Raw genomic sequence first — 25,103 nt, forward strand, 5'->3', positions numbered from 1 at the left:
GGGATCGTCGGGCGGTGGCCGTTTCCCGTGGGCCGGATGGGTCGTTGTGCCCGGCATGCGAGGTGTGCGGGGTGGGGCGCGGGGTGTCGGCGGCACGGTCGGGAGCCTGCTCTCGGGGCGGGACAACAGCCTCGGGGCGCTGCGGCTGGGGATGGCCGCCGCCGTGATGGTCTCGCACTCCACCGTGCTCGGGTACGGCACCAAGGACGTCGGGCTCGGGTTCAGCCACGGTCAGACCGCGATCGGCACGATCGCGGTGTACGGGTTCTTCGTCCTGTCCGGGGTGCTGGTGACCCGCAGCGGTGCCCGGCTCGGGCTGGGCCGCTTCCTGTGGCACCGAGCGCTGCGGCTGCTCCCCGGGTTCTGGGTCTGCCTCCTGGTCACCGCCTTCGTGGTCGCGCCGGGGCTGTATCTGGCCCGGCACGGCACCACCGCCGGATTCTGGCATCACCCGGCCGGGCCGGTGGCCTACCTGCGCGCCGACTGGGCACTGGACATGAGCCAGTGGGACGTCTCCGGGGTGATGGCCGACGCCGGGCGCGCCCACCGGGCGCACAACGGCAGCTTCGACGGCTCCCTCTGGTCGCTGCGGTTCGAGGTGCTCTGCTACTTCGCCGTCGCCCTGCTCGGCGCGACGGGTGTGCTGACTCGGGCCCGGCGTGCGGTCGCCGTGGTCACCGTGGCGCTCGGCTGGCTGGTGATCACCGACGCGCTGCCCCACCGCTACGGGTCAGGGGTCTACTCGACGGCGCTGCAGGGCACCCAGGAACGCCCGCTGACGGGCAGCTTCGCGGTGGCTTGGGTGCTCTACCTCGGCTTCGCCTTCGCCCTCGGCGCCACCATCGAGATCTACCGGGACAGCGTGCCGGTCGACGGCGCACTGGCGGCACTCTCCGCCGCCGTCCTGGTCTGCGGCCTGCACTTCGGCTACTTCTACGTGGTCGGGCTCCCGGCGCTCGCCTACCTGCTGGTCTGGCTGGCGATCCGCCTGCCCGCGCCGCTGCGTCGGATCGGCCGCACGCACGACTACTCCTACGGCGTCTACATCTACGGCTTCGTGGTGCAGCAGGCCCTCGCCGTGGCCGGGTGGACACGGTGGGGCCTGCCGGTCTACCTGGCGCTGGCGGTGATCGGTACGGGTGTGGCGGCGGCGCTCTCCTGGCACGTGGTGGAGCGGCCCGCGATGCGCCTCAAGGACCTCGACCCGTACCCGCTGCTGCGGCCGGGGGTGCGGCTCGCCGGGGTGCGGCTCGCTCAGGCGGCCGGCGGGGGGAAGTAGGCGGCCAGCCAGCGGTCCAGTTCGGTGAAGAGCTGGGTGCGGGCCTGTTCTCCGGAGAGTACGAGGTCGTGCATGCCGCCCTCGATCCGGACGGTGGTGACGTGCGGGCCGAGGCGCGGGGCCAGGGCGGCGATGTCGTCGGCTCGCAGGATGGCGTCGGTGTGGTGCAGCGCGGGGGTCCACTTGTCGGTGGTGGTGCTCGCGGTGGAGGCCATAAGCAGGACCGGGCAGTCCACCCGCAGGCCGTGCCGGACCTGACGGTGGCCCCGCTGGATGGCGGCGAGCCAGCCGGCGTACAGGGGGAAGCCCTCGGCGGGCTTGAGGACCAGGTCGAAGTCCCAGGAGCCCTTGTGGGCGCGGTGGAGGCTGTGCACGTAGTGCGGGTTGAGCGGCGCCGGGAGCTTGCGGGTGGCGGCGAGGCGGCCGAGGGCCTGGACGGCGGGTGCGCCCAGGGTCCGTAGGGCGGGGCTGGTCGGCATGGAGAGGAACGGGCTGTTGAGGAACAGCCCGTCGACCAGGCCGCGCCCGGCCCGCCGGGAGGCCCAGAGCGCCGCGACCAGACCGCCGGTGGAGTGCCCGTTGACCAACAGCCGGGTGTGGCCGTCCACCTCGCGGATGATCCGGACGGCCTCGTCGATCTCCTCGTCGTAGGTCGCGAGGTCGCGGACGAAGTTCGGTGACTGGTGCGGGCGCAGCGAGCGGCCGTACTTGCGGAGGTCGAGCGCGTAGAACGAGAACCCGGCGGCGGTGAAGTGGTCGGCCAGGTTGGTCTGGAAGAAGTAGTCGGTGTACCCGTGCAGGTAGAGCACCGCCTGCCGCGCTCCGGGCACCGGCCGCCGGACCAGCGTCGCGCTGACAGCGCCCTCCTCGTCGGCGGCCAGCGGCAGTTCGGCCGCCTCGTACGGCGCACCCAGGATGTCTTCGCGGTACTCCATGCCCGGCGTTCCCACTCTCTGCTCTCGGAGCTCTCAGACCTGCCGTGACCTGCAGTGACAGGCTGCACGGCCTCAGGGCCTCCGACCATACCGGTCAGTAGCCTTGTCGCGAACGACCCTGGGGGCTCGGGGGAGTCGATAGGTCGATGTTCGGCAGGCTCACCCCGCGCTTCGACGACGTACCGTCCTGACGGAGCTCCATCCGGGGCACCGCCGCCGCCCGTCTAAGCTGCTGCCATGCCCAGAACCCCTGCCGCCGCCCCCTGCCCGCCACGCCGCCCGGCCGCCCGGTGAGCGCCGAGGAGCGGCGGCCGGTGGAGCGGGGGGTGGCGCTCGGCACGGCGAAGCTGATGCCCGATCTCGACAACGACCACGGCTGGCTGCTCACCCTCGACGGGACGCCGCAGTCGTACGTCGACCTCGCCGACCCCACGTACCTGGAGTTCGAGTACACCCGGCGGATCGCCCACCTGCTCGACACCCTCGCGCCGGAGGGGCAGCCGCTGGAGGCGCTGCACCTGGGCGGCGGCGCGCTCTCCGTGCCGCGCTACCTCGCCGCGACCCGGCCCGGCTCGCGGCAGCGGGTGGTCGAGATCGACGGGCCGCTGACCGAGCTGATCGCCGAACAGCTGCCCTGGCCCGAGGGCATCGAGGTCGGCGTCGGCGACGCGCGGGCGGCGCTCGCCGAGGCCGCGCCCGGCTCGGTGGACGTGCTGGTCGCGGACGTCTTCCACGGCTCGCGCACCCCGGCGCACCTCACCTCCGTCGAGTTCCTGCGCCTGGCGGCCGCCGCTCTGCGGCCCGGCGGCTGCTACGCCGCCAACATCGCCGACGGCCCGCCGCTGGCCTTCGCCAAGGCCCAGGCGGCGACGCTGCGCGCGGTCTTCCCCGAGGTCTGCCTCGCGGCGGAGCCCTCGGTGCTGCGGGGCCGCCGGTACGGGAACGTCCTGTTGATCGGCTCGGACCGGCCGCTGCCGGTCGAGCAGCTCAGCCGCCGCCTCGCCGCCGATCCCTTCCCGGCCCGGCTCTGCGACCCGGACGAGCTCGCCGCCCTGGTGCGCGGGGTCGCGCCGGTGCTGGACGCCTCCGCCGAGGACTCGCCGCCGCCGCCCGCCGGTGCGTTCAGCCTCGGCTGAGCAGACTGGTGCCGCCTGGTGCGGTTGCGGGCCGTGCGGCTGGTGGGGTGTCAGAATGCGGTGGTGAGCAACGAGAAGGTACCTGTCCAGCTCGACGACGTCCCCGAGACCGCGCTGTGGACGCTGTACCACCGGGCGGCGGAGGCGAGCCGCCCCGACACCCTGCTGCCCGACCCGATGGCCGTCGAGCTGGTGGAGCGGATCGACTACCCGTTCGCGGAGCGGTTCGGGCCGGGCGACGGCGCGCAGGGGCAGTTCCAGGCGCTGCGCTCCGGGTGCTTCGACCGGGAGGTCGAGGACTTCCTCGCGCGCTGCCCGCGCGGGCAGGTGGTCGCGCTCGGCGAGGGGCTGGAGACCCAGTTCTGGCGGGTCGACAACGGCCGGGTGCGCTGGCTGACCGTCGACCTGCCGGAGTCCGTCGCGGTGCGGGAGCGGCTGCTGCCCACCGGTCCGCGCCAGCGCCTGTTCGCCTGTTCGGCCACCGACCCGCGCTGGATGGACGAGGTCGACCCCGCGCAGGGCGTGCTCATCACCGCGCAGGGGCTGCTCATGTACCTGCGGCCGGGGGAGGTCCGTGACCTGCTCGCCGCCTGCGCCGAGCACTTCCCGGGCGGCTCGCTGGTCTTCGACACCGTGCCGCGCTGGCTGGCCCGCAAGGCCGCCGCGGGCAAGCTGCACAGTCGCGGCTACCAGGTCCCCGCGATGCACTTCGGCATGAACGGAGCCGAGCAGCCGAAGCTCGCCACCGCCCACCCCGGCATCGCCGAGGTCCGCGATGTCGCGCCGGTCGGCGGGCGGGGGCTGGTGAAGGCGATCCTTCCGTACTTCGCGCGCCTGCCCCGGCGGCCCTCGGTGGTGGCCGTGAGGTTCGCCGCACCCCGGCTGGTCTGAGGAACCTCCGGCGGGCACGGGCCGTTACGGGGGCGGGTTAGGCTGCCCTGAGGGTGGTTGCCGCCCGCCTTCCCTACTGCCCCGGAGGTTACCGGCCTTGCACATCGACGTCTGGATCGAGAGCGTCCCCCCGGCCCTGGTCTACGTGCTGGTCGGGCTGATCATCGGTGTGGAGAGCCTCGGCATCCCGCTGCCCGGTGAGATCGCCCTGGTCACCGCCGCCGTGATGGCCGCCACCACCGGTGCCGTGAACCCGTGGACGGTCGCGCTCTGCGCGATCGCCGGGGCGATCATCGGCGACTCGATCGGCTACTCGATCGGCCGCAAGGGCGGTAAGCCGCTCTTCGAGAAGCTCGGGCGGAAGTTCCCCAAGCACTTCGGGCCGGACCACCTGGCGGGCGCCGAGCGGTCGTTCCAGAAGTGGGGCATGTGGGCTGTCTTCTTCGGCCGGTTCATCGCCCTGCTGCGGATCTTCGCGGGCCCGCTCGCGGGTGCGCTGCGGATGCCGTACTGGAAGTTCCTGATCGCCAACGTGCTCGGCGGCGTCTGCTGGGCCGGTGGCACCACGCTGCTGGTCTACCAGGTCGGCAAGGTCGCCGAGCAGTGGCTGAAGAGCTTCTCCTGGATCGGCCTGATCCTCGCCGCCCTCGGTGGCGCGGGCTCCGCCTGGATCATGAAGCGGCGCGCGGCCAAGCATGCCGAGCAGCACCCCGAGGTCGCCGGGGAGAAGGTCTCCAGCAGCTGAGGCCGGTAAGGCCCGGGTCAGCCGGTCTTCGGCCGGCGGTCGGCGGGGCGGCTCGGGGGGATGGGCGTGGCGGGGAAGTCGCGGGGGCCGGTCCAGAGCGCGGGGACGGCGTCGGTGCGGCGGGCGATCTCGTACGCGAGCGCCTCGTAGTTGACCCGCCAGCCCCGGAAGTGCCGCCAGGCCTCGGCGATCGGGCGCTCGATGATGAAACCGCTCGCGGAGACCATCGCCACGGCGGCGTCGAACTCCTCGAAGGTCAGGCGGATCGGGCTGTCCGGCTCGGGGTCGGTGTCGAAGTCGAGCTTCAGGGTGCGGGCGATGTCCCGCAGGGCGGTGAAGCCGGCCCGCAGCACCAGGCGGGCCTCGGGCGGCGCGGTGCGCGGGCTGACGGCGAGCTGGATGGCGGCCGCGTCCAGCACCGCGAGCAGGCCGACCACCCAGCTGCGGTTCGGCCGGGGTGAGCGGAAGGAGAGCAGCACCGGGTAGTTGGAGTGCCCCTCGCCGATGTCGGCGGCCAGCCGCTCCCAGTCCCGGTAGAGCTGCGGCAGCGCGGTCGTGGTGTCGACGAGGGACTGCCTCGCGAGCAGTTCGGGCCCCCAGGCGGGCTCCCCGGCGCGGGTCTGCAGCAGTGTCACCTCCACCTCGCGGCGGTTGTAGGCGCCGTAGAGGGTCGGCAGGTAGGCGATCAGCAGCGCGGTGATCAGCGGGCCGGTGGCGGCGGCCAGGAAGTCCAGGGCCGAGAGGTGCAGCCGGTCGCCGGAGGCGAAGCCCAGGGTGAAGAGGCTGGACCCGGCCTCCCGGAAGGCGATCGCCCAGCCGAGGTCGGAGGTGCCGCGCAGCAGCAGCGTGTAGGCGGCGAGCATGGCGGCCAGCCAGGTGCCGAGCATGCCGACCAGGATCAGCGGCGCGAGCCAGGTCTGCGCCCTGTCCTGCGCGTGGTAGCCGCCGGAGGCGGGCGCGAGGTGCCGCAGCACCGACCGCAGGATGCGCCAGAGCCGGGCGACCAGCGCGGAGTAGAGGCCGCGCGGAACGACCAGCGTCCGCAGGATGCTGCCGATGGTGACGATCAGCAGCAGGGCGCCGGCCAGGGTGTAGATCCACTTCATGGCGCCCATTGTGGCCCGACGGCCCGCCCACCGGTGTGGACGGGCCGCCGGGTCGGGCGGGTCAGCCCTTGGCGAGGGCCTGGACGCGGTCGTACGCGCCGTTGAAGAGGTTCTGGTCGCCGGGCAGGGTGCCCGAGTCGGCGTACTGCCAGATGGTCTGGTAGCTCCAGCCCGCCGGGAGGGTGCCGACGCTGCTCGAGTAGCGGGCTATCCAGAGCGGGTTGGTGCCGCCGAAGCTGCCGTTGTTGCCCGTGCAGCTGCTCCACCAGTTGGTGGTGGTGTAGATGACGGGGTACCGGCCGGTGCGGCTGTGCACGGTGTTGCTGAAGTCGCGGATCCAGCTGACCATCGAGCTCTGGCTGAGCCCGTAGCAGGTCGCGCCGTACGGGTTGTACTCGATGTCGAGGGCGGGCGGCAGGGTCTTGCCGTCGGCGGACCAGCCGCCGCCGTGGTTGACGAAGTAGTTGGCCTGGGTGGCACCGCTGGAGTTGTCCGGGAGGGCGAAGTGGTACGCCCCCCGGATCAGACCCGCGTTGTAGGACCCGTTGTACTGCTGGCCGAACGACGGGTTGGTGTAGCCGGTGCCCTCGGTCGCCTTGACGTAGGCGAACCTGGCGCCGTTGGCGGCGGCGCTGCTCCAGTTCACGCTGCCCTGCCAGCTGGACACGTCGTTACCGAGGGTCTGCGCGACGAGCGGCTGGAGGGCGGGGGTGCCGTGTCTGCCCTCGTGGGCGGCGACGGTGGAACCGGCGAAGTCCCGCTCGGGGTGGAACGCCTTCGGAGCGGCTGAGGCTGAGGCGGGGACGGCGGCGCCGCCGAGCAGCAGGGCGCTCGCGGCGAGGGCCAGGGCGGCCCGGCGGACGGTGTGCAGAGATCCGAGGTGGAACGACGGTGCGGTGCCTGGCATGTGCGCTCCTTGATCCGGTACGGCTGCCGCCGGTCGGCGGAGCCGTGTACGGAGGAGGCTAGTCATGAACCCGACAGCGCCGCCACGGTGTTGACTCCACATCAGTCGGGCCCCAGGAGTGTGGGACAGCACCATAGCGGCGGGCGGGGATCGGCCTGTGGCACGATTCAGGTGTTGACCGGCCGGAGAGAACTGGAGCGAACCCGCATGGTGTCAGAGACCCCTGAGCTGACCTTCCGCCCGGCTGCCGAGGCGGACGTCCCCGCGCTCGTCGCCCTGGTCGAGTCCGCCTACCGGGGCGACGCCAGCCGGGTCGGCTGGACCACCGAGGCCGACCTGCTGGACGGGCAGCGGACGGACGCCGAGGCCGTCGCCGAGTCCCTCACCCGGCCCGACACCCTCGTCCTGCTCGCCGAGGCGGCGGGCGAACTGCTCGCCTGCTGCCTGCTGGAGCGGCGCGGCACGGCGGCGTACTTCGGCATGTTCTCCGTCCGCCCCGAGCGCCAGGGCGGCGGCCTCGGCCGGGCCGTGCTCGCCCACGCCGAGCTGGTCGCCCGCGAGCGGTGGAGCGCCGCCGAGGTCGAGATGACCGTCATCGGCCAGCGCGAGGACCTGATCGCCTGGTACGTCCGCCGGGGCTACCGCCGCACCGGCGTCCGCTCGCCGTTCCCCTACGGCGAGGAGCGCTTCGGCGTGCCGCGCCAGGCCGACCTCTACTTCGAGAAGCTCACCAAGGCGCTCTGAACCAAGGCGCTCTGACGCCAGGCCGCGGGGGCGGCCGAAGACCGGAAGCACGGAGAACGGGGGCGGCGTGAGGACAGGACCGGGCTGGTCGGCGAGCGGGCTCAGGCTGGGGACGAGCCGCTTCCCGCTCGCCGTCGAGCGGTACGCGATGCGACGGGTCGGCGAGCTGGTGCCCGGCGTGACGACGGTGACGCCGCACGCCCGCTACTACGCCCTGCACGGGCTGGTCGCGGACGAGATCGACCGCCTCGGGCTCGACGCCGCCGACGGACGCGCCCTGCTGCGGCGCAGCGAGGTCGTGCTCGCCGCCGCCTCGCACCAGCACCGCCCGCACACCCTGGCCAGGCTCTCGCTCGCGCACGGCGAACAGAAGCTCGCCGGCCGGTTGGCCGGGCCCAGCCTGGACCTCCGCGCCGCCGCCGAGGACTACGCCGTCGACAACCGGGGCTTCTGGGGGCCGTACCAGGCCTCCGAGCGCGAACTCGGCATCGTCGGGCGCGGCGCGCGGCTACCCGCCCCCGGCCCCCACTACGACCGGGCCGCCGTCCGGGCCGGCCTCGGGCCCGTACTGGAGCTGGCCCGGCAACCGGAGTTGCGCATCGAGGACGCTGCTGCCGCCGCCGACCAGCTGTGCGTCTGCCGGGGCGCCGCGCAGCCCGACGGCAAGTGGTTGGCCGGGCTGCTGTGCGGGCCGGGCGCGGCCCAGGAGCGCCGGGAGACCGTCCGGCTGCTGCTCAACGTCCTCGACCGGCACACCGTCCACCACGTCGAGCGGGACGTCTGGCAGGCCCTCGCCTTCAGCCCCGCGCTGTCGGCCGGCAACGGGCCGAGCGCCGAATGGCGCGGCCTGGCGCTGCGGAACTACTCGGTGGGCGCCTGGCGGCGGCTCTGGTCCTGGCTGGTCGAACAGGCCCGGGAGGGCATCCACGCCGACGACTGGGCCGACCGCTTCGCCGAGGCGCTCGACGACACCACCGTCGGCCACTACGTCGCCGAACTGCCCCGGACCACCGAGCCCGACGGCACCCCCAGCGCCGTCGAACCGGAGCTCCGGCGGCGCGGCAGCGAGGAACCGCCACCCGCCCGCGCCTTCCGGACACTGGCCCTCGGCGCCGTCCGCGCCCGCGAGCTCACCGGCCCGGTCGCCGCCGCCTTCAACGGCCCCGGCCACGGCGAGCACGAGCGCCTGCACCCGCGCTGGCTCGCCGACCGCCTCGACGACCACCACGCCCGCCCGCTGCGCGACTTCGCCCGCGAACTCGCCGCCGTGCTGCTGCGCCGCGCCCACGACGTCGCGCTCGCCAAGTCCGAGCGGCGCAAGGACGGCACCGTACGCCTGCCCTCCCGACTCCAGCAGCGCGACTCCTACCTCTTCACCAAGGGCGGGTCCGAGGGCTCGGGTGACGTCGCCCTGCGGCTCGACAACCTGGCCGGGGTGCTGGCCGGCTGCGGCGTCCTCGCGTACGGCGAGACGGGCTGGAAGCCCACCGACCTCGGCAGGGAGCTCTGTGGCCGACCGAGCGCCTGAGGGCGGTGCCGTCACCGTCCGCACGCCTGAGGGGAACACCGTGACCGACCATCCGCCCGAGGGGAACACCGTGACCGACCACGTGCCCGACCACCTGTCCGAGACGATCGCCTCGCCGCTGGAGCTCGTCCACCAGGAGGAGAGCCACGGTGACCGGCAGGCCCAGGAACTGCTGCTGCTCAGCTACACGGCCGATCTCGGCTTCCTGGAGCGCTACGCCGTCGGCCCGGCGCGGGCGGCCGGCGCCCGGGTGACGCTCGTCGGCGACGCGGGCATGGTCGTCTTCGACCCCCGCTCGGTACGCGGCCCGGGGCGGACCTACCTCACCGGGCTGGCCGCCCTGGACCGGGCCTTCCACCCCAAGCTCTTCGTACTGGCCGGGCCCGAGCGCGCCACCGTGGCGATCGGCTCCGGCAACGCCACCCTGGCCGGCTGGCAGGCCAACCACGAGCTCTGGACGGTGCTGCGCTCGGACGCCGACGGCACCCCCGCACTCTTCGGTGAGCTGGCCCGGTGGCTGCGCGCCCTGCCCGACAGCGCCGTCGGCCTCGTACCGGACGTGGCGAAGGCGCTCCACCGCACCGCCGACCTGCTCGACCACCGGGTGGCTGCCGCCCCCGCCACCGAACCCGAGGCCCGCTTCGTCTCCTCGCTCCACCAGCCGCTGATCGAGCAGCTCCCGGACGGGCCCGTGGACGAACTCCTCGTCTCCGCGCCCTTCCACGACCCCGGCGCCACCGCCCTCGCCGCCCTCGTCCGCAGGCTGCGGCCAGGCCGACTGACGGTCTGCCACCAGCCGGAGCACACCGAACTCGACGGCCCCGCCGTGGCCGCCCTGCTGGCCGAACTGCCCGACGCCGAACTGCGCCAGGAGCCCGCGAGTGAGCGCTACCGGCACGGCAAGCTCGTCGAATGGTCCGTCGGCGGCCGCCGCTGGGCGCTCACCGGCAGCCCCAACCTCTCGGCCGCCGCACTGCTGCGCCGGGTCGGCGGCGGAGGCAACTGCGAGATCGGCGTCATCGCCCCGATCGATCACTCACTCGCCCCCGAAGGCACGCCGGTCGACCCGTCGGCGATCCTGCACCTCACCCCGCCGCGCCGCTCCGCCGACACCCCGACCGACGGCCCGACGCCGCCGATGCTGCTCGGCGCGACCGCGTTGCCCGCTGCCGGGGGTGGGGTCCGGGTCTGGCTCGCGCGGGCGGCCGGGCAGGACCTGGCGGTGGAGTGCTCGGAGTACGCGTGGCCGCCGGAGCGGTGGGAGCCGCTCGGCACCGTCCCGGCGGGCGAGGCCACCGCGGCGTTCGCCCGGCAGCTCGGCGGTGGTGACCGGGTCCGGCTCGCCGACACCGGCCGGGGCGCGGGTGGGCCGGTGCCGGTGACCGACCTGACGGCCGTGACGGACCGACCAGCGGCACAGACCCGGGCCAGGCGGGCTGTCACCCCCACCGACCTGTTCGCCGACCAGGGCCTGCTGGCGGACTTCCTCCGGTCCCTGGGCGAAGGCTCTCCAGCCGTCACCCCAGCCGCTACCGGAGCGGGAGGCCCGGCGGGCGGGCGTCGCGTCGAAAAGGAGGTGTACCAGCGCTTCGGCCTGCCGATGGGACGCTACGCACTCGGGCAACCGGCCGAGCCGCAGGAACACGAACAGGAGCATGAGCAGGCGCCCCGGCCGGACACCGGTGGGGGAGCGGAGGAGCGGCCCTGGTTCGAGTCCTTCGGTGAGGACGAGGAGAGCACCGGCCTGGACGGTGACAGTGCCGAGTCCGTCGACGAGGCCGCCGCCGTGGAGGAGCCCGAACCCGAACCGGCGTTGGACGACGCCGTGCGGCGGGCAGCCTGGCGCAAGCACGCACGGGCGCATGCGGCGAAGCTGCTGCGGATGGAGGGCCTGCCGCCCGAATCCCAGCTGCTGCGGACCAGGATGCTGCTCGACATGGTCGCGCGTCGGGTCTGGCGGTTCGACGACCGCAGCTGGCTGCGCGACCTGCACAGCCTCACCGCCGCCCTCGGCGAGACCGACTTCCCCGCCGAGCTGGAGGAGTCGGCCGGAAGCCTCGCCGCGCTGGCGCTGGCCGTCACGGCGGCCGAAGGCACCGACGAGGCCGACCGACTCTCCCAGGCGCGGACGGCCAAGGCGGTCGAACACCTGCTGGCCGCCGCCACCCCCGAACGGATAGCCGGGTACGGCTCGCCCGAGCTGCACGCAGCATTCGGCCCGGCCTGCGAGCCCGGCCACGTCCTCGAGCTGAGCGAGCGGCTGGTGCAGGACGACGCCGCGGCCGACGCCGTCGAGCAGCTCGAGGAGGAGGGATGGACCGCCAGGCGGTACGGGCCCCGGCTGCTCTCGGTCGAGGCACGAGGGGCGGGCCTCGGCCCGTCCGCGCTCAGGGCCGTCGGCCAACTGCGGTCCACCCGGGGAGGTGCCGAACCGACGGCCGGCGCCTGGGCGATCGGACCGGACGGAGCCTGGGCACTGCTGCTCTGGCGCAGGCCCGAGCTGGTCGAGATCACTTACCCCGCCAAGGCCAAGCCCGTCACCTGGCGGCACTACCGACCGACGATCGCCACCCCCGGCTCCCTCGCCCGCTCCGGCAGCCTCCGCCAGCAGCGGCTGATCGCTCAGGGCACCCTCCGCGACCCCTACCCGCTGATCGCTGAACTGCTCGGGGAGCTCGGCCTCGTCACCCCGATGCCGCCGGAGGGCTGAGACCGACCGGCAATTGGGGGGCGGCGTCGCGTGCCGATGGCTCTCCCCTGGACGGCTTCTCCTCAGTCGCCGCAGCTCCGCTGCCACTCCCTCGTCGGCACCGCCCAGACTCGGCCCTCACCCCGCTCCTTCACCCACCCCCCAATTGCCGGTCGGTCTAATTCGGTTGCCCGGGGGAGACCGGCTCCGATACCAATGCCGCGTGATCAAAAGTCAGACGATCGGGCTACGGGCCCGGCACACGGACGATGTCCCGATCCTTCAAGCAGAGCTGTACGACGACGTGGTGACGCGATCGGCTGCCGACTCCCGACCCTGGCGGCCGATCTCGCCCGATTCCTCGGACTCGCCCTACGTCGTCAGCGGCCCGTCCGACGAGGCCGCCTGCTTCTCCGTGGTCGAGCTGGCGACCGGCGAGCTGGTCGGCGAGGCCCTGCTCTGGGGTATCGACACCCACAACCGCCTCGCGCACCTGGGCATCTCGCTGCGCCCGGCCTTCCGTGGCCGAGGTCTCGGGACGGAGGTCGTCCGGGCGCTCTGCGACTACGGCTTCACCACCCGGGGCCTGCACCGCCTCCAGTTGGAGACGCTCACCGACAACGCCCCGATGATCGCCGCCGCCCGCCGGGCCGGCTTCACCCTGGAGGGCACCCTGCGGCGCGCCGCCTGGGTCAACGGTGCGTTCGTCGACGAGGTCGTGCTCGGCCTCCTCGCCGACGAGCGGGCCTGACACCCGGGGCGGCTGCCACGATCAGCCGCCGTACAGGCTGTGGCAGAGCTTGGCCTGCTCCGAGCCCGGCGCGAACTGCCCGAGCCGCTCCGCCTCCGAACAGACCTTGATCGACGGCACCAGCTCGCTCGGGCCACCCGGCTGCGGAGCCGCCGTGCCGCTCTCGCCCCGGTGCGAGGGCGCTGCGTGTGGCCGGGGGCTGCGGCTCCCGGAGCCGCCGCTGCGGCTGCTCTGACGCGGGGCCGGGCTGTCCGCCGGTGCGGCGGCCACGGCTGACGGGTCGTACGACAGGCCGGGCGAGGGCGTGGCCGAGGCCGACATCGAGAGCGACACCGAGGGTGACGGCGACGGCGACGCTGTCGGGCCGGCCGAGGACGGCGCGGCCACGGGCGCGGCCGGGTCACCCTCGGAGGCCCCGCAGGTGGCCAACAACCCGCCCAGCACCACCGCCCCGCCGATCGCCGTCGCCGCCCAGGCCCAGCGGCGGCGCCGCCGCGCACGCGGCGACGGCAGCGGCGTGACCGGCGGCTCCCAGGGGGTCGGGGGCGGCGCCTGCTGCTCCCAGCCGTACTGCCACGGCGCCTGCCACTGCTCGTCCACGCTCGTCCTCCCGCGCACTCCGGGCCCGCGAGTGCGGCGGGCCCCGGTGCTCAACGAGCCACCGCCCGGGTGCGGAACGCCTCCGCACGGCCGTCGTGGGGTGCGGCCCCGAAGCGCGCGCCACATGCTGAGAACCATGGACACCACCGCTGAGAGCAAGCCCGGGACCAAGCCTCCCGTCGAGATCGCCGAGTACCGCACCGACAGCCGGTACCGGCTCGTCCACTTCCGGGGTACCGGCTGGGAGCCGCTGGCCCCCGAGGAGTTGGAACCCCGGATCAAGCAGCTCTTCCCCGACGTCGACCCGCACGACCCCGTCGCGGTGCACTGGGCCGACCGCCCCTGGGAGTGGCCCGCCTGGCACCCCGGCGAGGCCTGAGCCGCCACCAGCCGACATGGCGTCAGTGAGCTGTCAGGGCCAGAGCAGCGTCCGCCGCCAGGTTCCGCCGTTCTCGCGGCGGTAGGCGAGCCGGACGTGTCGCCGGCCCGCGTCGCCCTGCCAGAACTCGACCTCCTCGGCGACCACCGAGTAGCGGGTGTGGCCGGGAGCCTCGGTGGAGCCCGCCCGCTGTGCCTGCTCCGCCGCCCGCCACGCCTGCCCGTACTCCCCGTCGCCGGTGAGCGGCAGGCTCTGTCGGCCGACCAGCGTCGCCAGCTGCCCGGCCGGGCTCAGCGCGCGGTCGCCCGGTGCGGCCCCCGAGAGATCAGACCACTCGACCGGCCCGCGCAGCCGCACCTGGCGGCCGAGCGCGGGCCAGTACGAGGTCAGCGCCGCCCACGGCCGGGCCGCGAGCTGGCGCCCCTTCGGGCTGCGGGCATCGGCGTGGAATGCCCACACCCCACGCCCCGGCTCGATGTCACGCAGCGTGAGCACCCGAGCATCCGGCCGCCCTTCGCCGTCCACCGTCCCGACCGTCACCACCTGAGCGTCCGGCACCCCGGCCCGGAGCGCCTCCAGCAGCCAGCTCACGTGCAGCGCGGCCGGGTCCTCCGGCGCCGTGCCGGTGTCGAAGCCCGGCAGCTCACGCGCCATCGGCGGACGGGTACGCAGCAGCTGCCGGAGCTCGGCCAGCTCACTCGGAGTGTCGGTCATGGCCCGGATGCTACCGGGCCGGCCCACCGGTTCAGGCGGCCAGCAGCGTCTCGATGGCGGCGACCAGCTCGGGGGCCTCCGGCTCGGTGCCGGGGCGGAAGCGACCGGCGACCGTCCCGTCGGCACGAATGACAAACTTTTCGAAGTTCCACTGCACGTCGCCCGCCGCGCCCTCGGCGTCGGCGGTCTCGGTCAGCGCCGCGTAGAGCGGGTGACGGTCGTCACCGTTCACGTCGATCTTCTCGAACAGCGGGAAGGAGACGCCGTACGTGGTCGAGCAGAAGGTCTGGATCTCCTCCGAGCTGCCCGGCTCCTGGCCCATGAACTGGTTGCAGGGGAAGCCCAGCACGGTGAAGCCGCGATCGGCGTACTGCTGCTGCAGGCGCTCCAGGCCCGCGTACTGCGGCGTCAGGCCGCACTTCGACGCGACGTTGACGATCAGCAGGGCCTTGCCCTTGTGGTCGGCCAGCGAGGCGGGCTCGCCGCTCAGGGTGCGGAGCGGGATGTCGTACAGGCTCACGGAGGGTTCCCCTTCGGAAGGAGTCGGGCGGTGGGTGTCACCGAGCCCCACAACGGCGGCGAGCCCCCGGGTGTTCCCAGCCCGGCGGCCCAGCCCAGGAGGCAGCGCCCCCCAGCCCCTGATGAGCTGGACGACGGACCTCACCTCACAGGAGGAGCCCGACATGCCGGAAACCCCCGCGTCCCACCAGACCTGAGCGCCCTGGTGACAACTGCACCCTCGAGCGCTCACCCGAACGCAGCCACACCCAGGGGCTGATCGACCTCAGCACCGGCATCATGGAGTGCCAAGGAGTGGCGGTCGAGGTCTTGCGGGCGGCGGACATCGACATCGCGACGGGCGTCTGGCCCGACATGACCGAGCACGGCTGGGAGACCGACGAGCGGCCGGTCATCTAATCGAAGGTGATCGCCGCCGACATCCTCGTCCTGGCGGGGCCGGTCTGGGTTGGGGGAACACTCTGGTGCTCGCCCACTGCACGCCGTGACGGTTCGAGGGGTGTGCCGGGACGAGGGTCGCCAGGCCCGGTAACCCTTTGCGGACGAGTGTCAGGGGCGGGGCGTTCGGCCTCGTCCAGGGCGTCCAGCAGCAGGCCGGTCAGCTCGCGGCCGAGCGCGGCCAGCGGCAGCGGCACCTGCTGCTGGGCCTTGCCCGCACCTAACTGCGCGACCCGCCCGGCCACTTCGCGGCAGAAGCGCTCGATCGGCAGGTACTCCCAGGTCCCGTCCAGCGGCAACCGGCCGTCGGCGAAGCCGCGCAGCACCTGGTGCACGGCGAGGCTGAGTCGTCCGTCGTCGGCGGGTTCGTCGGCGTGGCCGGCGGCCGGGTCTGTGGCCTTCCCCTCGACCCCCACGACGAGCGCGCGGTACTCCACCCCAACCCCCTGGACCCGCTGATCACAGCTCGGCGTCACCCTGCCGGCCTTGCCGCCCCAGCCTCGGAGGTCACCGGGCCTGCCCGAACCGGCTATTGGTGCAGTCGGCCGTGCAGGGCCGTCCGGGGTTGCTGAATTGGGGTGTGTGCCTCAGCGGTGCGCCAAGGACTTGCAGATCATTGACACGTCGTCCTGGTCGCAGTCCTTCATCGCCATCGGCGGTGTTCTCGCTTCCTCCGGATCAAGCAGATCCAGTATCAGCGTGTCCACCAGTCAGGGTGAAGGCCCCATCACCCCACCTCTGGGCCGGCATATTGTTTGAGCAGTGACAATTCTCCGAGTAACGATCGGGGAACCAGTTCCAGCTGCAGGTTTCGCCGGGCGAATGCCGATCCTGCGAAAGTGATCATCTGATATCGGGGAAATGGATTGTCGAATTCCGCGGCCGGAATGCCGGAATTTGGCAAGCATTGTCCCGGTCGGCCGACGCGCGTAACTGAAAAGAGATGAACCAGGTGATTCCACGGGAGGGGTCGACGGATCGATAGTGGCTCTGCGCGGGCCAGTGGCCACAACGCCAACTCTGCGGGTGTGCCCTGACGTTGCCATCCCTGTGTGCCCGGAACGCCGGACTGCGGGGTTGCCACTTCGTTCCCACGCCCCGAATCGAGAGGCAGCTGAATGAAGCTCACCAAGGCTCTGCAGTGGACGGCGGTGGCAGCGGCCACCGCCCTGGCCGTGTCCGCCTGCAGCAGCGGCAGTGCCGGCCACGGCACCAAGCCCAACCTCAGCGCGGCCGCCAAGGACGGCGGAACGTTCCGGCTGGGCATCGTCGAGCCCACGGCCATCGACCCGTACAACACCCAGGAGTCCGAGGGTACCCTCGTCACCCAGAACCTGTTCACCGGGCTCACCAGCGTCTCCGCCGACGGCAAGATCTCCAACGCGTTGGCGGAGAGCCGCACGCCGAACGACGACTGCTCGCAGTGGACGTTCAAGATCAAGGGTGGCACCACCTTCAGCAACGGCGATCCGGTGGACGCGGCGGCCTTCATCCGAGGCTGGACCCGGGCGGCGGCCAAGGTCTCGGCCTCCGACGTGGCCTACCACCTGGGTGAGATCGACGGGTTCAAGGAGCTCAACACGGGCACCGCCACCACGTTCCGGGGTCTCTCGGCGCCCGACGCCACCACTCTGGTGGTCAAGATGGCCATCCCTGACTGCGAGTTCGACGTCCGGACGTTCCACACAGTGTTCAGCCCGGTGCCGGAGGTGGCGGGCGCGGCCTCCAACAAGGCGTACAACGACCAGCCGATCGGCAACGGCCCGTTCAAGATGGAGGGCTCCTGGCAGCACAACAGCAAGATCACGCTGGTCCGCAACGACAGCTACGGTCTGACCAAGGCCCACCTGGATCGGATCGAGATCTCCATCCTCAACGCGGCCAACGCCGACCAGTTGGAGTACCAGGGCTTCCAGGCGGGCCAGTTCGACTGGGCCCGGATGCCCACCGAGCAGCTGACGGCGGCCAAGGCGACGTACAACCCCAAGGGTGACTGGTACCAGTGGGACGCCAACGGCATGAACTACCTGCTGCCGATGGTCTTCAACGGCCCGATGAAGAGCAAGGAGGCGCGAGAGGCGATCTCCTACGCGATCGACCGCGACGCCATCGCGAAGGGTGTCTTCAAGGGCTTCCGCACCTCGGCCGACTCGCTGGTGCCACCGGTCTTCACCGGCGCCTACCAGAAGGGGGTCTGCGCCAGCTGTGGCAAGCAGGACAAGGACAAGGCCAAGCAGCTCGCCGCCCAGGCCGGGCTGACCCCGGGCACCAAGCTCTACTTCGGCTACAACACCGGTGGCGGGCACGAGGCCTGGGTGCAGGCCGTGGCGGCGCAGCTCAAGGACGTACTCGGCCTCGACGTGCAGATCGACGGCATTCCGTTCTCGCAGCTCCTGGACAAGGAGAAGACCCCGGACGCCACCGGGATCTACCGGGCTGCCTGGGGCGCCGACTACCCGACCCCCGGCAACTTCCTGAACCCGCTGCTGGCCGCCAGCTCGATCGGTGAGGACCCGGCCACCCACAAGGTCCAGGGTGACAACCGAGGCCGCTACAGCAACCCGGCCTTCGACGCGCTGCTCCACCAGGCCACCGCCACCAAGGACCTGGCCGCGCGCACCAAGCTCTACCAGCAGGCCGAGAAGATCGCGATCGGCGACGACCTGGCGCTCATCCCGCTCTGGAACCGCAGCCAGCAACGCGTCGCCAACAACGAGAAGTGGGCCAACCTGAGCTACGACTTCAGCGAGAACCCGACCCTGGCGACGGTCTCGCAGAGATAGCGCGCCTTTGCAACTGGCTCAGTCTGCCGGTTGGTTGGCCCCCAGACGCAACCTCGCTGCCGGCCCTGCCTCGACCAGGCAGGGCCGGTCGCCCCCGGGGCGACCACGGAAACGGCGGCGTGGCCGGGGCGGACGACGCCACTCTGTCGTGACCCACAGAGAGGGCACAACCGTGACTCCTCCCCCTCGTGAACGAAGGGGCTTCTCACTTGGGTCCGAAGACCCTCATGACGGCCAAGCCCTGACCGCTACCGAAGTAGATGCGGAGCCGTACTACGCCGCTTTGCGGCTCCGGGCACAAAGATGCTTTTTCCTCCCCGGCTGAAGCCGGGGATACCCAAGCAAGGAGAGAGATGGGAAGGTACCTGCTGCGAAGGCTCGGCCAGATGATTGTCGTGCTCCTCGGCGCAACGTTGATCCTCTTCGCCTGTCTGTTCGTCATCCCGGGCGACCCGGTCGGCTCGCTGGCCGGCAGTGAGCGCGCCCGCGACCCCGCCGTGGTCAAGCAGTTGCGCGAGCACTACGGGCTCGACAAGCCGCTGGCCGTGCAGTACGTCACGTACATCGGGCATCTCGTCCAGGGCGACATGGGTGAGGACTACATCCAGCGCCGCCCGGTCTCCGAGATCCTCGGCCCGAAACTGGTCAACACCTCCAAGCTGGCCGTCGCGGCGATCGTCTTCGATGTCCTGATCGGCGCGGGGGTCGGTGCGCTCGCGGCCCTGCGGCGGTACTCGATCTGGGACACCGCCGTCACGCTCGTCACCACCATCCTGGTCGGCTTCCCGACCTTCGTGATCGGGATGCTGCTGCTCAACCTCTTTGCCGTGCAGCTCAAATGGGTGCCGGTGATCGGCGACGCGAGTGATCCGGTGCAGGTGATCCTGCCCGCGATCACGCTGGCCATCATCGACGCGGCGCTCGTCGCCCGGTTGATGCGCGGAACGATGCTGGAGGTCCTGCGGGCCGACTACGTGAAGACCGCCATCGCCAAGGGCGTGCCGCGCAGGCAGGTGCTGCTCAAGCATGTACTACGCAACTCGGTGATCCCGGTGGTCACTTACATCGGAATCTCGTTCGGCGGCCTGCTGGGCGGCGCCATCATCACCGAGACCATCTTCAACTGGGACGGCGTCGGGATGGCGATGTCCACCGCGATCCAGCAGCAGAACAATCCGATCGTGGTCGGGGTGGCCACCTGGGGTGTCGGCATCTTCGTGGTGCTCAACCTGGTGGTCGACCTGATGTACGCGATGCTCGACCCCCGAATCCGGCTGAGCTGAGGGCGCGCAGACATGACTGATGAGACGACAACTGCGCGGCACCGCACGGGAAGTACGGAAGCCTCCGGCGAGCCCGCGATCCGTGTGGTCCGGGAGTGGCAGGAGGTCTGGCACCGCTTCGCCGCCAACCGGCTGGCGCTGCTCGGTCTGGTCCTGGTGGTCGCCCTGCTGGTGACGGCGGCCTTCGCGCCCTGGATAGCACCGTACGACCCGCTCAAGCAGGACCTCATGCACACGATCGAACCCCCCAGCGGTGCGCACCTGTTCGGCACCGACGCGCTGGGGCGTGACCAGCTCTCCCGGGTCGTCTACGGGACTCGGATCGCGGTGATCGTCGGCCTGGTGTCCATCCTGCTGACCCTGATCATCGGCATCGCGCTCGGCGCGGTGGCCGGGTACTTCGGTCGGTTCTACGACACCGTGGTGATGCGGGGTGCGGACATCTTCTTCGCCTTCCCGCTGCTGATCGGCGCGATCATCATCATCACCGTGACCGGCCGTGGCATCTGGCCGGTGGTGCTCTCGCTCGCGGTCTTCGGCTGGGCCACCGTCGCGCGCCTGCTGCGCAGTTCGGTGCTCTCCGCCCGGGAGATGGACTACGTGCACGCGGCGCGGGCGCTCGGGGCCGGGCACCTGCGGGTGATCGTCCGGCACATCCTGCCGAACTCGATCGCCCCGGTGATCATCTACGGCACCTTCAACGTCGGCACGGCGGTCGTCGCGGAGGCCTCGCTGTCCTTCCTCGGCGTCGGCGTGAGTCCCGAGGTGCCGGAGTGGGGCAACATGCTCGCGGCCGGGCGCGGGTTCATCGGCGTGGACGACTACATGTGGATGCTCCCCTCGCTCGCGGTGGTGCTGACCACGCTCGGCTTCATCTTCGTCGGCGACGGGGTGCGCGACGCCCTCGACCCCAAGCTCCGGTGACCGGGATGGAGTTGACGGTTGTGGCAGCGACGGCGGAAGAGGGCGGGCGATGAGCAAGTCAGTGCAGAACGGTTCGGTTGTCGAGCTGCGCCCGTCAGGTCGGGATGAGCGGCCGCTGCTCGAAGTCGACGGCCTGCAGGTGGAGTTCAAGACTCGAGACGGCATCGCCAGGGCCGTCAACGGGGTCAGCTACAGCGTCGACGCGGGTGAGACGCTGGCGGTGCTCGGTGAGTCCGGCTCGGGGAAGTCGGTCACCGCGCAGGCCATCATGGGCATCCTGGACACCCCGCCGGGGCGGATCACCGGCGGCCGGGTGCTCTACCGGGGAGAGGACCTGCTCACCATGCCGGAGGAGCAGCGCCGGTCCGTCCGGGGCCGGAAGATCGCCATGATCTTCCAGGACGCGCTCTCCGCGCTCAACCCGGTCTTCTCGGTGGGTTGGCAGCTTGGCGAGGTCTTCCGCGTGCACGAGGGGATGTCGAAGCGGGACTCCCTCGCCAAGGCGGTCGAGCTGATGGACCGGGTCCGGATCCCGGCGGCCAGGCAGCGTGTGGGTGACTACCCGCATCAGTTCTCCGGCGGCATGCGCCAGCGCATCATGATCGCCATGGCGCTCGCCCTCGGGCCGGACCTGATCATCGCGGACGAGCCCACCACGGCGCTCGACGTCACCGTCCAGGCCCAGGTGATGGACCTGTTGGCAGAGTTGCAGTCCGAGTACCGGATGGGTCTGATCCTGATCACCCACGACCTCGGCGTGGTCGCGGACGTCGCGGACAAGATCGCCGTGATGTATGCCGGACGGATCGTCGAGACCGCCCCGGTGTACGAGCTGTACGCCCGGCCCGCGCACCCGTACACCAAGGGCCTGCTCCGCTCGATCCCCCGGCTCGACCAGCGCGGCCAGGACCTGTACGCCATCAAGGGGCTGCCGCCGAGCCTGCTGCAGATCCCTGCTGGCTGCGCGTTCAACCCGCGCTGCGAGCAGGCCACCGATCGATGCCGGGACGAACTCCCGCTGCTCCAGCGGGTGTTGGACGAGGACGGCAACGACTTGCCCGGTCGGCACAGCGCCTGCCATTTCTGGAAGGAGACCCACAGTGGCTGAGCCCATTCTGAAGGTCGACGGCCTGGTCAAGCACTTCCCGCTGACTCAGGGCATCGTCCTCAAGCGCCGGATCGGCGCGGTGCAGGCGGTCGACGGGATCTCCTTCGAACTGCACAAGGGCGAGACGCTCGGCATCGTCGGCGAGTCGGGCTGCGGGAAGTCCACCGTCGCCAAGGTCCTGATGAACCTGGAGCGGGCGACCGCCGGGCAGGTGCACTACAAGGGCCAGGACATCACCTGCATGAGCGGCAAGGCGCTCAAAGCGGTGCGCCGCAACATTCAGCTGGTCTTCCAGGACCCTTACACCTCGCTCAACCCCCGGATGACGGTCGGCGACATCATCGGCGAACCGTTCGAGATCCACCCGGAGGTGGCGCCGAAGGGGAGTCGTCGCAAGGCGGTTCAGGACCTGCTGGAGGTGGTCGGTCTCAACCCCGAGTACATCAACCGCTATCCGCACCAGTTCTCCGGCGGGCAGCGCCAACGCATCGGCATCGCCCGGGGGTTGGCGCTCAGACCGGAGATCATCATCTGCGACGAGCCGGTCTCCGCGTTGGACGTCTCGGTCCAGGCCCAGGTGATCAACCTGCTGGATCAGCTGCAGAGCGAGTTCAACCTCAGTTACGTCTTCATCGCGCACGACCTCTCGATCGTGCGGCACATCTCCGACCGGGTCGGCGTGATGTACCTCGGCAAGATGGTCGAGATCGGCACCGAGGAACAGATCTACGAGCACCCGACCCACCCCTACACCCAGGCCCTGCTGTCCGCCGTCCCCGTCCCGGACCCGACCGGACGGGAGGACCGGCAGCGGATCATCCTCTCCGGCGAACTCCCCTCTCCCGCCAACCCGCCGTCCGGCTGCCGGTTCCGTACGCGATGCTGGAAGGCCCAGACGCGGTGCGGTGAGGAGGAACCCCTGCTCGCCAACCCCGAGGGGATGGCGGGGGAGGCGCTGCACCGCTCGGCTTGCCACTTCGCGGCAGAGCGGGGCCATGCCTGAGCGGACGTGGCCCACAAGTCGCCTGGACCGCCTGGGCGGCGAGTCATTCGGTGAGTTGGCGGAAGGAGACGCAGCGGACGCCGTCGCGTCGGCAACTCTGCGCATCACGTCCTCGACGGCGTGGGCGTCGGGGCCGCTGCCACCGAGGAGCAGCGGAGCCGGCTGCCGTGGTAGGGCCGGCTGGACTCGGCCAGGACTTCGAGGTGCTGAACGACCTCGGTGCTCTGCCATCGGCACCCTTGACCTCTGTCATCGCTGCAGGCCATGAGGGTGATAGGGAGGCGACCTTACTGCCGTTGGCGTGGCGTTCGGTCATTCCGCTCAACGAGGCGAGACAGTGGACGGGATTTTCGGCCGGACCAACCCGGGGCCGTATCGACGTCGGCAGCCGGGCGTGTTGCGCCGCCCACCGCCCACTCGTTCGCAAGGGACGCATCGATGACCGACGCCGACTCCTCCTACCGTGATCTCCGTGCCCTGGTGATCAACTGCACCCTCAAGCGCTCGCCGGAGCGAAGCCACACGCAGGGGCTGATCGACATCAGCACCGGGATCATGGAGCGCCAGGGCGTAGCGGTCGACGTGCTGCGGGCTGTGGATCTCGACATCGCGACAGGTGTGTGGCCGGACATGACGGAGCACGGATGGGAGACCGACGAGTGGCCGGTCATCTACTCGCAGGTGATGGCCGCGGACATTCTCACCTTGGCCGGGCCCGTGTGGCTGGGAGACAACTCGTCAGTCATGAAGACGGTGATCGAGCGGCTGTACGCCTGTTCGTCGATCCTCAACGAGCGTGGTCAGTACGCCTATTACGGCCGGGTCGGCGGCTGCCTGATCACCGGCAACGAGGACGGTGCGAAGCACTGCGCGATGAACGTCCTCTACAGCCTCCAGCACCTCGGGTACGTGATCCCGCCGCAGGCCGACGCGGGCTGGGTCGGCCCGGCCGGCCCGGGACCGTCCTACCTCGACCCCGGATCCGGCGGTCCGGAGAACGACTTCACCAACCGCAACACCACCTTCATGACCTGGAACCAGCTGCACCTGGCCCGGATGCTGAAGGACGCCGGCGGCATCCCCGCCCACGGCAACCAGCGCTCGGAGTGGGATGCCGGCTGCCGCTTCGACTTCGAGAACCCCGAGCACCGCTGAGCAACCCCTGTTGATCCGTCAGAATCCGGATGACAGCGTGGCGGAGCAGGACACGGACTGTACAGCCGTTCGGTAGGCTTCCGGCCCTGCCTGGCCGGGCCCACCGGGCCGGTCCTCTACCGTGGCCGGATGACGGATCGCCGGACCGGTCGTCCTGCCACAGGGCACCCGGGCTACCTCGGGGCTGCCGCCGCCTTCGCCGTCTGCATGGCGGGCACCACCCTGCCCACCCCGCTCTACGGCCTGTACCAGGAGGAGATCGGCTTCTCCGAACTGACGTTGACCGTCGTCTTCGCCATCTACGCCTTCGGCGTGATCGGTGTCCTCCTGCTCGTCGGCAGTGTCTCCGACTCCGTCGGACGCCGACCCGTGCTGCTCTGCGGGCTGGCTCTCGCGGCCGGCAGCGCCGTCGCCTTCCTCGCCGAGCAGGGCCTGCCGCTGCTCTGCCTGGGCCGCCTGCTGTCGGGGCTGTCCGCAGGGCTCTTCACCGGCACCGCCACCGCGTACGTCCTGGAGCTCGCCCCACCCCGGCACCGGGCCCGTGCCGGCTTCGTCGCGATCGCCGCCAACATGGGCGGCCTGGGTTGCGGACCGCTGCTGTCCGGCCTGCTCGCCGAGTACGCACCCGGCCCCCTCGTCCTGCCCTTCGTCGTGCACCTGCTCCTGCTCACCGCATCGTTCGCCGTCACCTGGTACCTGCCGGAGACGGTCCCCGGGCCCCGCCCGCTACGCACCGCCCGCCCGCAGCGGCCCGCCCTGCCACCCGAGGTGCGGGGTGTGTTCGTCCCGGCGGGGATCGCCGCCTTCGCCGGGTTCTCCCTGCTGGGTGTCCTCACCTCGGTCAGTCCGGCGTTCCTCGCCGGGAGCCTGGGCGTCCACAGTCACGCGGTCGTCGGTCTCATCGTCTTCGCGGCCTTCTTCGCCTCGACCCTCGGCCAGCTCCTGGTGCCCCGGCTCGGCACTGCGCGGGCCGTCCCGCTGGGCTGCCTGGTCCTGATCGCCGGACTGGCCCTGCTCGCCGCCGCGCTCGCGTGGACCGCCCTGCCACCGCTGGTGCTCAGCGCCCTCGTCGGCGGCGCGGGCCAGGGCATGGGCCTGCGCGGTGCGGTGGGCGAGGTCACCGACGCCGCTCCCGCCGAACGTCGCGGCGGCGCCCTCTCCGCGCTCTTCGTGGTCGCCTACTTCGGCATCTCGATCCCGGTCATCGGCGTCGGGCTGCTCAGCGGACCACTCGGCCTCGCCCACGCCGGCCTCGTCTTCACCGCCTGCATGAGCGTACTGGCGGCCGCCGCCGGCGCCTACCTGCTGCACCGCAACCAGGCCGGCGGCTGAGCGATCGGGGCGCGGCCTTCCGCAGCGCCGACGGCCTTCGACCTACCACGAATCGCCGCACCACGCGGGGGTTCCCCGGGGTTGCCTTCTCATGAGTGAACGGGACCCGGGATGCCCATGCCATATGCCGGTTGCGACGAAAATCGGGGGCCAG

At 71.6% G+C, this 25,103-nt stretch carries 23 protein-coding genes and 1 pseudogene; 17 read left to right on the forward strand and 7 right to left on the reverse strand.

The features are described from left to right. Positions 1 to 55: 55 nt before the first annotated feature. Positions 56 to 1,279, forward strand: coding sequence for an acyltransferase family protein (locus tag ACR68M_RS32955; RefSeq protein ID WP_441247814.1), 1,224 nt, complete (start codon positions 56 to 58; stop codon positions 1,277 to 1,279). Here ACR68M_RS32955 and ACR68M_RS32960 read toward each other — a convergent pair. Next, positions 1,255 to 2,214 carry an alpha/beta hydrolase gene (locus ACR68M_RS32960; protein WP_441247815.1) on the reverse strand — a complete coding sequence of 320 codons (960 nt, stop codon included), beginning with the start codon at positions 2,212 to 2,214 and terminating at the stop codon, positions 1,255 to 1,257. The two genes, ACR68M_RS32955 and ACR68M_RS32960, sit on opposite strands and share 25 nt — an antisense overlap. A 350-nt stretch (positions 2,215 to 2,564) precedes the next feature. Here ACR68M_RS32960 and ACR68M_RS32965 point away from each other — a divergent pair, with 350 nt between their 5' ends. The 3 genes from ACR68M_RS32965 (at position 2,565) to ACR68M_RS32975 (ending at position 4,986) form a co-directional block, all read left to right on the forward strand. Continuing rightward, positions 2,565 to 3,350 carry a spermidine synthase gene (locus ACR68M_RS32965; RefSeq protein ID WP_441251783.1) on the forward strand — a complete coding sequence of 262 codons (786 nt, stop codon included), beginning with the start codon at positions 2,565 to 2,567 and terminating at the stop codon, positions 3,348 to 3,350. A gap of 63 nt (positions 3,351 to 3,413) precedes the next feature. Further along, entirely contained in the window at positions 3,414 to 4,241 is an 828-nt protein-coding gene (locus ACR68M_RS32970) for a class I SAM-dependent methyltransferase (protein WP_441247816.1), read from the forward strand. 97 nt (positions 4,242 to 4,338) lie between these two features. Beyond that, a complete protein-coding gene (locus tag ACR68M_RS32975) occupies positions 4,339 to 4,986 on the forward strand; it encodes a DedA family protein (RefSeq protein WP_441247817.1) in 648 nt (215 codons plus the stop codon). Positions 4,987 to 5,003: 17 nt separating this feature from the next. Here ACR68M_RS32975 and ACR68M_RS32980 read toward each other — a convergent pair whose 3' ends face one another. Together ACR68M_RS32980 and ACR68M_RS32985 are read right to left on the reverse strand one after the other, a co-directional pair. Then, a complete protein-coding gene (locus tag ACR68M_RS32980) occupies positions 5,004 to 6,092 on the reverse strand; it encodes a hypothetical protein (protein ID WP_441247818.1) in 1,089 nt (362 codons plus the stop codon). A gap of 61 nt (positions 6,093 to 6,153) precedes the next feature. Further along, complete coding sequence (locus tag ACR68M_RS32985; RefSeq protein ID WP_441247819.1) at positions 6,154 to 6,999, reverse strand: lysozyme; 846 nt, start codon at positions 6,997 to 6,999, stop codon at positions 6,154 to 6,156. A gap of 207 nt (positions 7,000 to 7,206) precedes the next feature. Between ACR68M_RS32985 and ACR68M_RS32990 the strand changes: the two genes are divergently transcribed. The 4 genes from ACR68M_RS32990 to ACR68M_RS33005 all read left to right on the forward strand — a co-directional run bounded on the left by ACR68M_RS32990 (position 7,207) and on the right by ACR68M_RS33005 (position 12,711). After that, entirely contained in the window at positions 7,207 to 7,743 is a 537-nt protein-coding gene (locus ACR68M_RS32990; RefSeq protein ID WP_441247820.1) for a GNAT family N-acetyltransferase, read from the forward strand. A 67-nt stretch (positions 7,744 to 7,810) separates the two neighbouring features. Next, positions 7,811 to 9,271 carry a hypothetical protein gene (locus tag ACR68M_RS32995; RefSeq protein WP_441247821.1) on the forward strand — a complete coding sequence of 487 codons (1,461 nt, stop codon included), beginning with the start codon at positions 7,811 to 7,813 and terminating at the stop codon, positions 9,269 to 9,271. Positions 9,272 to 9,311: 40 nt separating this feature from the next. Continuing rightward, on the forward strand, positions 9,312 to 11,981 hold the full coding sequence (locus tag ACR68M_RS33000; RefSeq protein ID WP_441247822.1) for a hypothetical protein: 2,670 nt from the start codon (positions 9,312 to 9,314) through the stop codon (positions 11,979 to 11,981). A 202-nt stretch (positions 11,982 to 12,183) separates the two neighbouring features. Beyond that, positions 12,184 to 12,711 carry a GNAT family N-acetyltransferase gene (locus ACR68M_RS33005; protein WP_441247823.1) on the forward strand — a complete coding sequence of 176 codons (528 nt, stop codon included), beginning with the start codon at positions 12,184 to 12,186 and terminating at the stop codon, positions 12,709 to 12,711. A 21-nt stretch (positions 12,712 to 12,732) separates the two neighbouring features. Here ACR68M_RS33005 and ACR68M_RS33010 read toward each other — a convergent pair whose 3' ends face one another. Further along, positions 12,733 to 13,311, reverse strand: coding sequence for a hypothetical protein (locus ACR68M_RS33010; RefSeq protein ID WP_441247824.1), 579 nt, complete (start codon positions 13,309 to 13,311; stop codon positions 12,733 to 12,735). A 136-nt stretch (positions 13,312 to 13,447) separates the two neighbouring features. Between ACR68M_RS33010 and ACR68M_RS33015 the strand changes: the two genes are divergently transcribed. Continuing rightward, entirely contained in the window at positions 13,448 to 13,690 is a 243-nt protein-coding gene (locus ACR68M_RS33015) for a hypothetical protein (protein ID WP_441247825.1), read from the forward strand. Positions 13,691 to 13,723: 33 nt separating this feature from the next. On the opposite strand, the gene ACR68M_RS33020 is transcribed toward ACR68M_RS33015, so the two are convergent. Beyond that, on the reverse strand, positions 13,724 to 14,404 hold the full coding sequence (locus ACR68M_RS33020) for a pyridoxine/pyridoxamine 5'-phosphate oxidase (RefSeq protein ID WP_441247826.1): 681 nt from the start codon (positions 14,402 to 14,404) through the stop codon (positions 13,724 to 13,726). 31 nt (positions 14,405 to 14,435) lie between these two features. Then, the gene (locus ACR68M_RS33025; protein WP_441247827.1) at positions 14,436 to 14,924 is read right to left on the reverse strand and encodes a glutathione peroxidase; all 489 of its coding nucleotides are present in this window, start codon (positions 14,922 to 14,924) and stop codon (positions 14,436 to 14,438) included. 209 nt (positions 14,925 to 15,133) lie between these two features. Between ACR68M_RS33025 and ACR68M_RS33030 the strand changes: the two are divergent. After that, positions 15,134 to 15,319, forward strand: a pseudogene (locus ACR68M_RS33030) (flavodoxin family protein); the annotation flags it as partial. Here the strand turns inward: ACR68M_RS33030 and ACR68M_RS33035 are convergent. Then, on the reverse strand, positions 15,319 to 15,798 hold the full coding sequence (locus ACR68M_RS33035; protein WP_441247828.1) for a hypothetical protein: 480 nt from the start codon (positions 15,796 to 15,798) through the stop codon (positions 15,319 to 15,321). The pseudogene ACR68M_RS33030 and the gene ACR68M_RS33035 overlap by 1 nt on opposite strands. Positions 15,799 to 16,479: 681 nt before the next feature. Here ACR68M_RS33035 and ACR68M_RS33040 point away from each other — a divergent pair. From ACR68M_RS33040 to ACR68M_RS33070, 7 genes are all read left to right on the forward strand, one after another. Beyond that, positions 16,480 to 18,144: a peptide ABC transporter substrate-binding protein gene (locus ACR68M_RS33040; RefSeq protein ID WP_441247829.1), complete on the forward strand. Its 1,665-nt coding sequence runs from the start codon at positions 16,480 to 16,482 to the stop codon at positions 18,142 to 18,144. Positions 18,145 to 18,497: 353 nt separating this feature from the next. Beyond that, positions 18,498 to 19,427, forward strand: coding sequence for an ABC transporter permease (locus tag ACR68M_RS33045; RefSeq protein WP_441247830.1), 930 nt, complete (start codon positions 18,498 to 18,500; stop codon positions 19,425 to 19,427). Between the two features lie 12 nt (positions 19,428 to 19,439). Further along, a complete protein-coding gene (locus ACR68M_RS33050) occupies positions 19,440 to 20,351 on the forward strand; it encodes an ABC transporter permease (protein WP_441247831.1) in 912 nt (303 codons plus the stop codon). 49 nt (positions 20,352 to 20,400) lie between these two features. Further along, on the forward strand, positions 20,401 to 21,459 hold the full coding sequence (locus tag ACR68M_RS33055) for an ABC transporter ATP-binding protein (RefSeq protein ID WP_441247832.1): 1,059 nt from the start codon (positions 20,401 to 20,403) through the stop codon (positions 21,457 to 21,459). Continuing rightward, entirely contained in the window at positions 21,452 to 22,462 is a 1,011-nt protein-coding gene (locus ACR68M_RS33060) for an ABC transporter ATP-binding protein (protein ID WP_441247833.1), read from the forward strand. The genes ACR68M_RS33055 and ACR68M_RS33060 overlap by 8 nt, the downstream gene beginning before the upstream one ends. Positions 22,463 to 22,900: 438 nt before the next feature. Continuing rightward, positions 22,901 to 23,617 carry a flavodoxin family protein gene (locus ACR68M_RS33065; RefSeq protein ID WP_441247834.1) on the forward strand — a complete coding sequence of 239 codons (717 nt, stop codon included), beginning with the start codon at positions 22,901 to 22,903 and terminating at the stop codon, positions 23,615 to 23,617. 129 nt (positions 23,618 to 23,746) lie between these two features. Continuing rightward, a complete protein-coding gene (locus ACR68M_RS33070) occupies positions 23,747 to 24,949 on the forward strand; it encodes an MFS transporter (protein WP_441247835.1) in 1,203 nt (400 codons plus the stop codon). Positions 24,950 to 25,103 lie beyond the last annotated feature (154 nt).

The sequence above is a fragment of the Kitasatospora sp. McL0602 genome (assembly GCF_052076145.1).
Taxonomy (GTDB): Bacteria; Actinomycetota; Actinomycetes; order Streptomycetales; family Streptomycetaceae; genus Kitasatospora.

Excerpts from the sequence above, each read along its gene's own strand:
- ACR68M_RS33020 (WP_441247826.1), bottom strand. The coding sequence starts at position 14,404 with ATGACCGACACTCCGAGTGAGCTGGCCGAGCTCCGGCAGCTGCTGCGT.
- ACR68M_RS33055 (WP_441247832.1), top strand. The coding sequence starts at position 20,401 with ATGAGCAAGTCAGTGCAGAACGGTTCGGTTGTCGAGCTGCGCCCGTCA.
- ACR68M_RS33050 (WP_441247831.1), top strand. The coding sequence starts at position 19,440 with ATGACTGATGAGACGACAACTGCGCGGCACCGCACGGGAAGTACGGAA.
- ACR68M_RS33065 (WP_441247834.1), top strand. The coding sequence starts at position 22,901 with ATGACCGACGCCGACTCCTCCTACCGTGATCTCCGTGCCCTGGTGATC.
- ACR68M_RS32990 (WP_441247820.1), top strand. The coding sequence starts at position 7,207 with ATGGTGTCAGAGACCCCTGAGCTGACCTTCCGCCCGGCTGCCGAGGCG.
- ACR68M_RS32965 (WP_441251783.1), top strand. The coding sequence starts at position 2,565 with ATGCCCGATCTCGACAACGACCACGGCTGGCTGCTCACCCTCGACGGG.
- ACR68M_RS33040 (WP_441247829.1), top strand. The coding sequence starts at position 16,480 with ATGAAGCTCACCAAGGCTCTGCAGTGGACGGCGGTGGCAGCGGCCACC.
- ACR68M_RS32960 (WP_441247815.1), bottom strand. The coding sequence starts at position 2,214 with ATGGAGTACCGCGAAGACATCCTGGGTGCGCCGTACGAGGCGGCCGAA.
- ACR68M_RS33070 (WP_441247835.1), top strand. The coding sequence starts at position 23,747 with ATGACGGATCGCCGGACCGGTCGTCCTGCCACAGGGCACCCGGGCTAC.
- ACR68M_RS32955 (WP_441247814.1), top strand. The coding sequence starts at position 56 with ATGCGAGGTGTGCGGGGTGGGGCGCGGGGTGTCGGCGGCACGGTCGGG.
- ACR68M_RS32985 (WP_441247819.1), bottom strand. The coding sequence starts at position 6,999 with ATGCCAGGCACCGCACCGTCGTTCCACCTCGGATCTCTGCACACCGTC.
- ACR68M_RS33045 (WP_441247830.1), top strand. The coding sequence starts at position 18,498 with ATGGGAAGGTACCTGCTGCGAAGGCTCGGCCAGATGATTGTCGTGCTC.
- ACR68M_RS32980 (WP_441247818.1), bottom strand. The coding sequence starts at position 6,092 with ATGAAGTGGATCTACACCCTGGCCGGCGCCCTGCTGCTGATCGTCACC.
- ACR68M_RS33015 (WP_441247825.1), top strand. The coding sequence starts at position 13,448 with ATGGACACCACCGCTGAGAGCAAGCCCGGGACCAAGCCTCCCGTCGAG.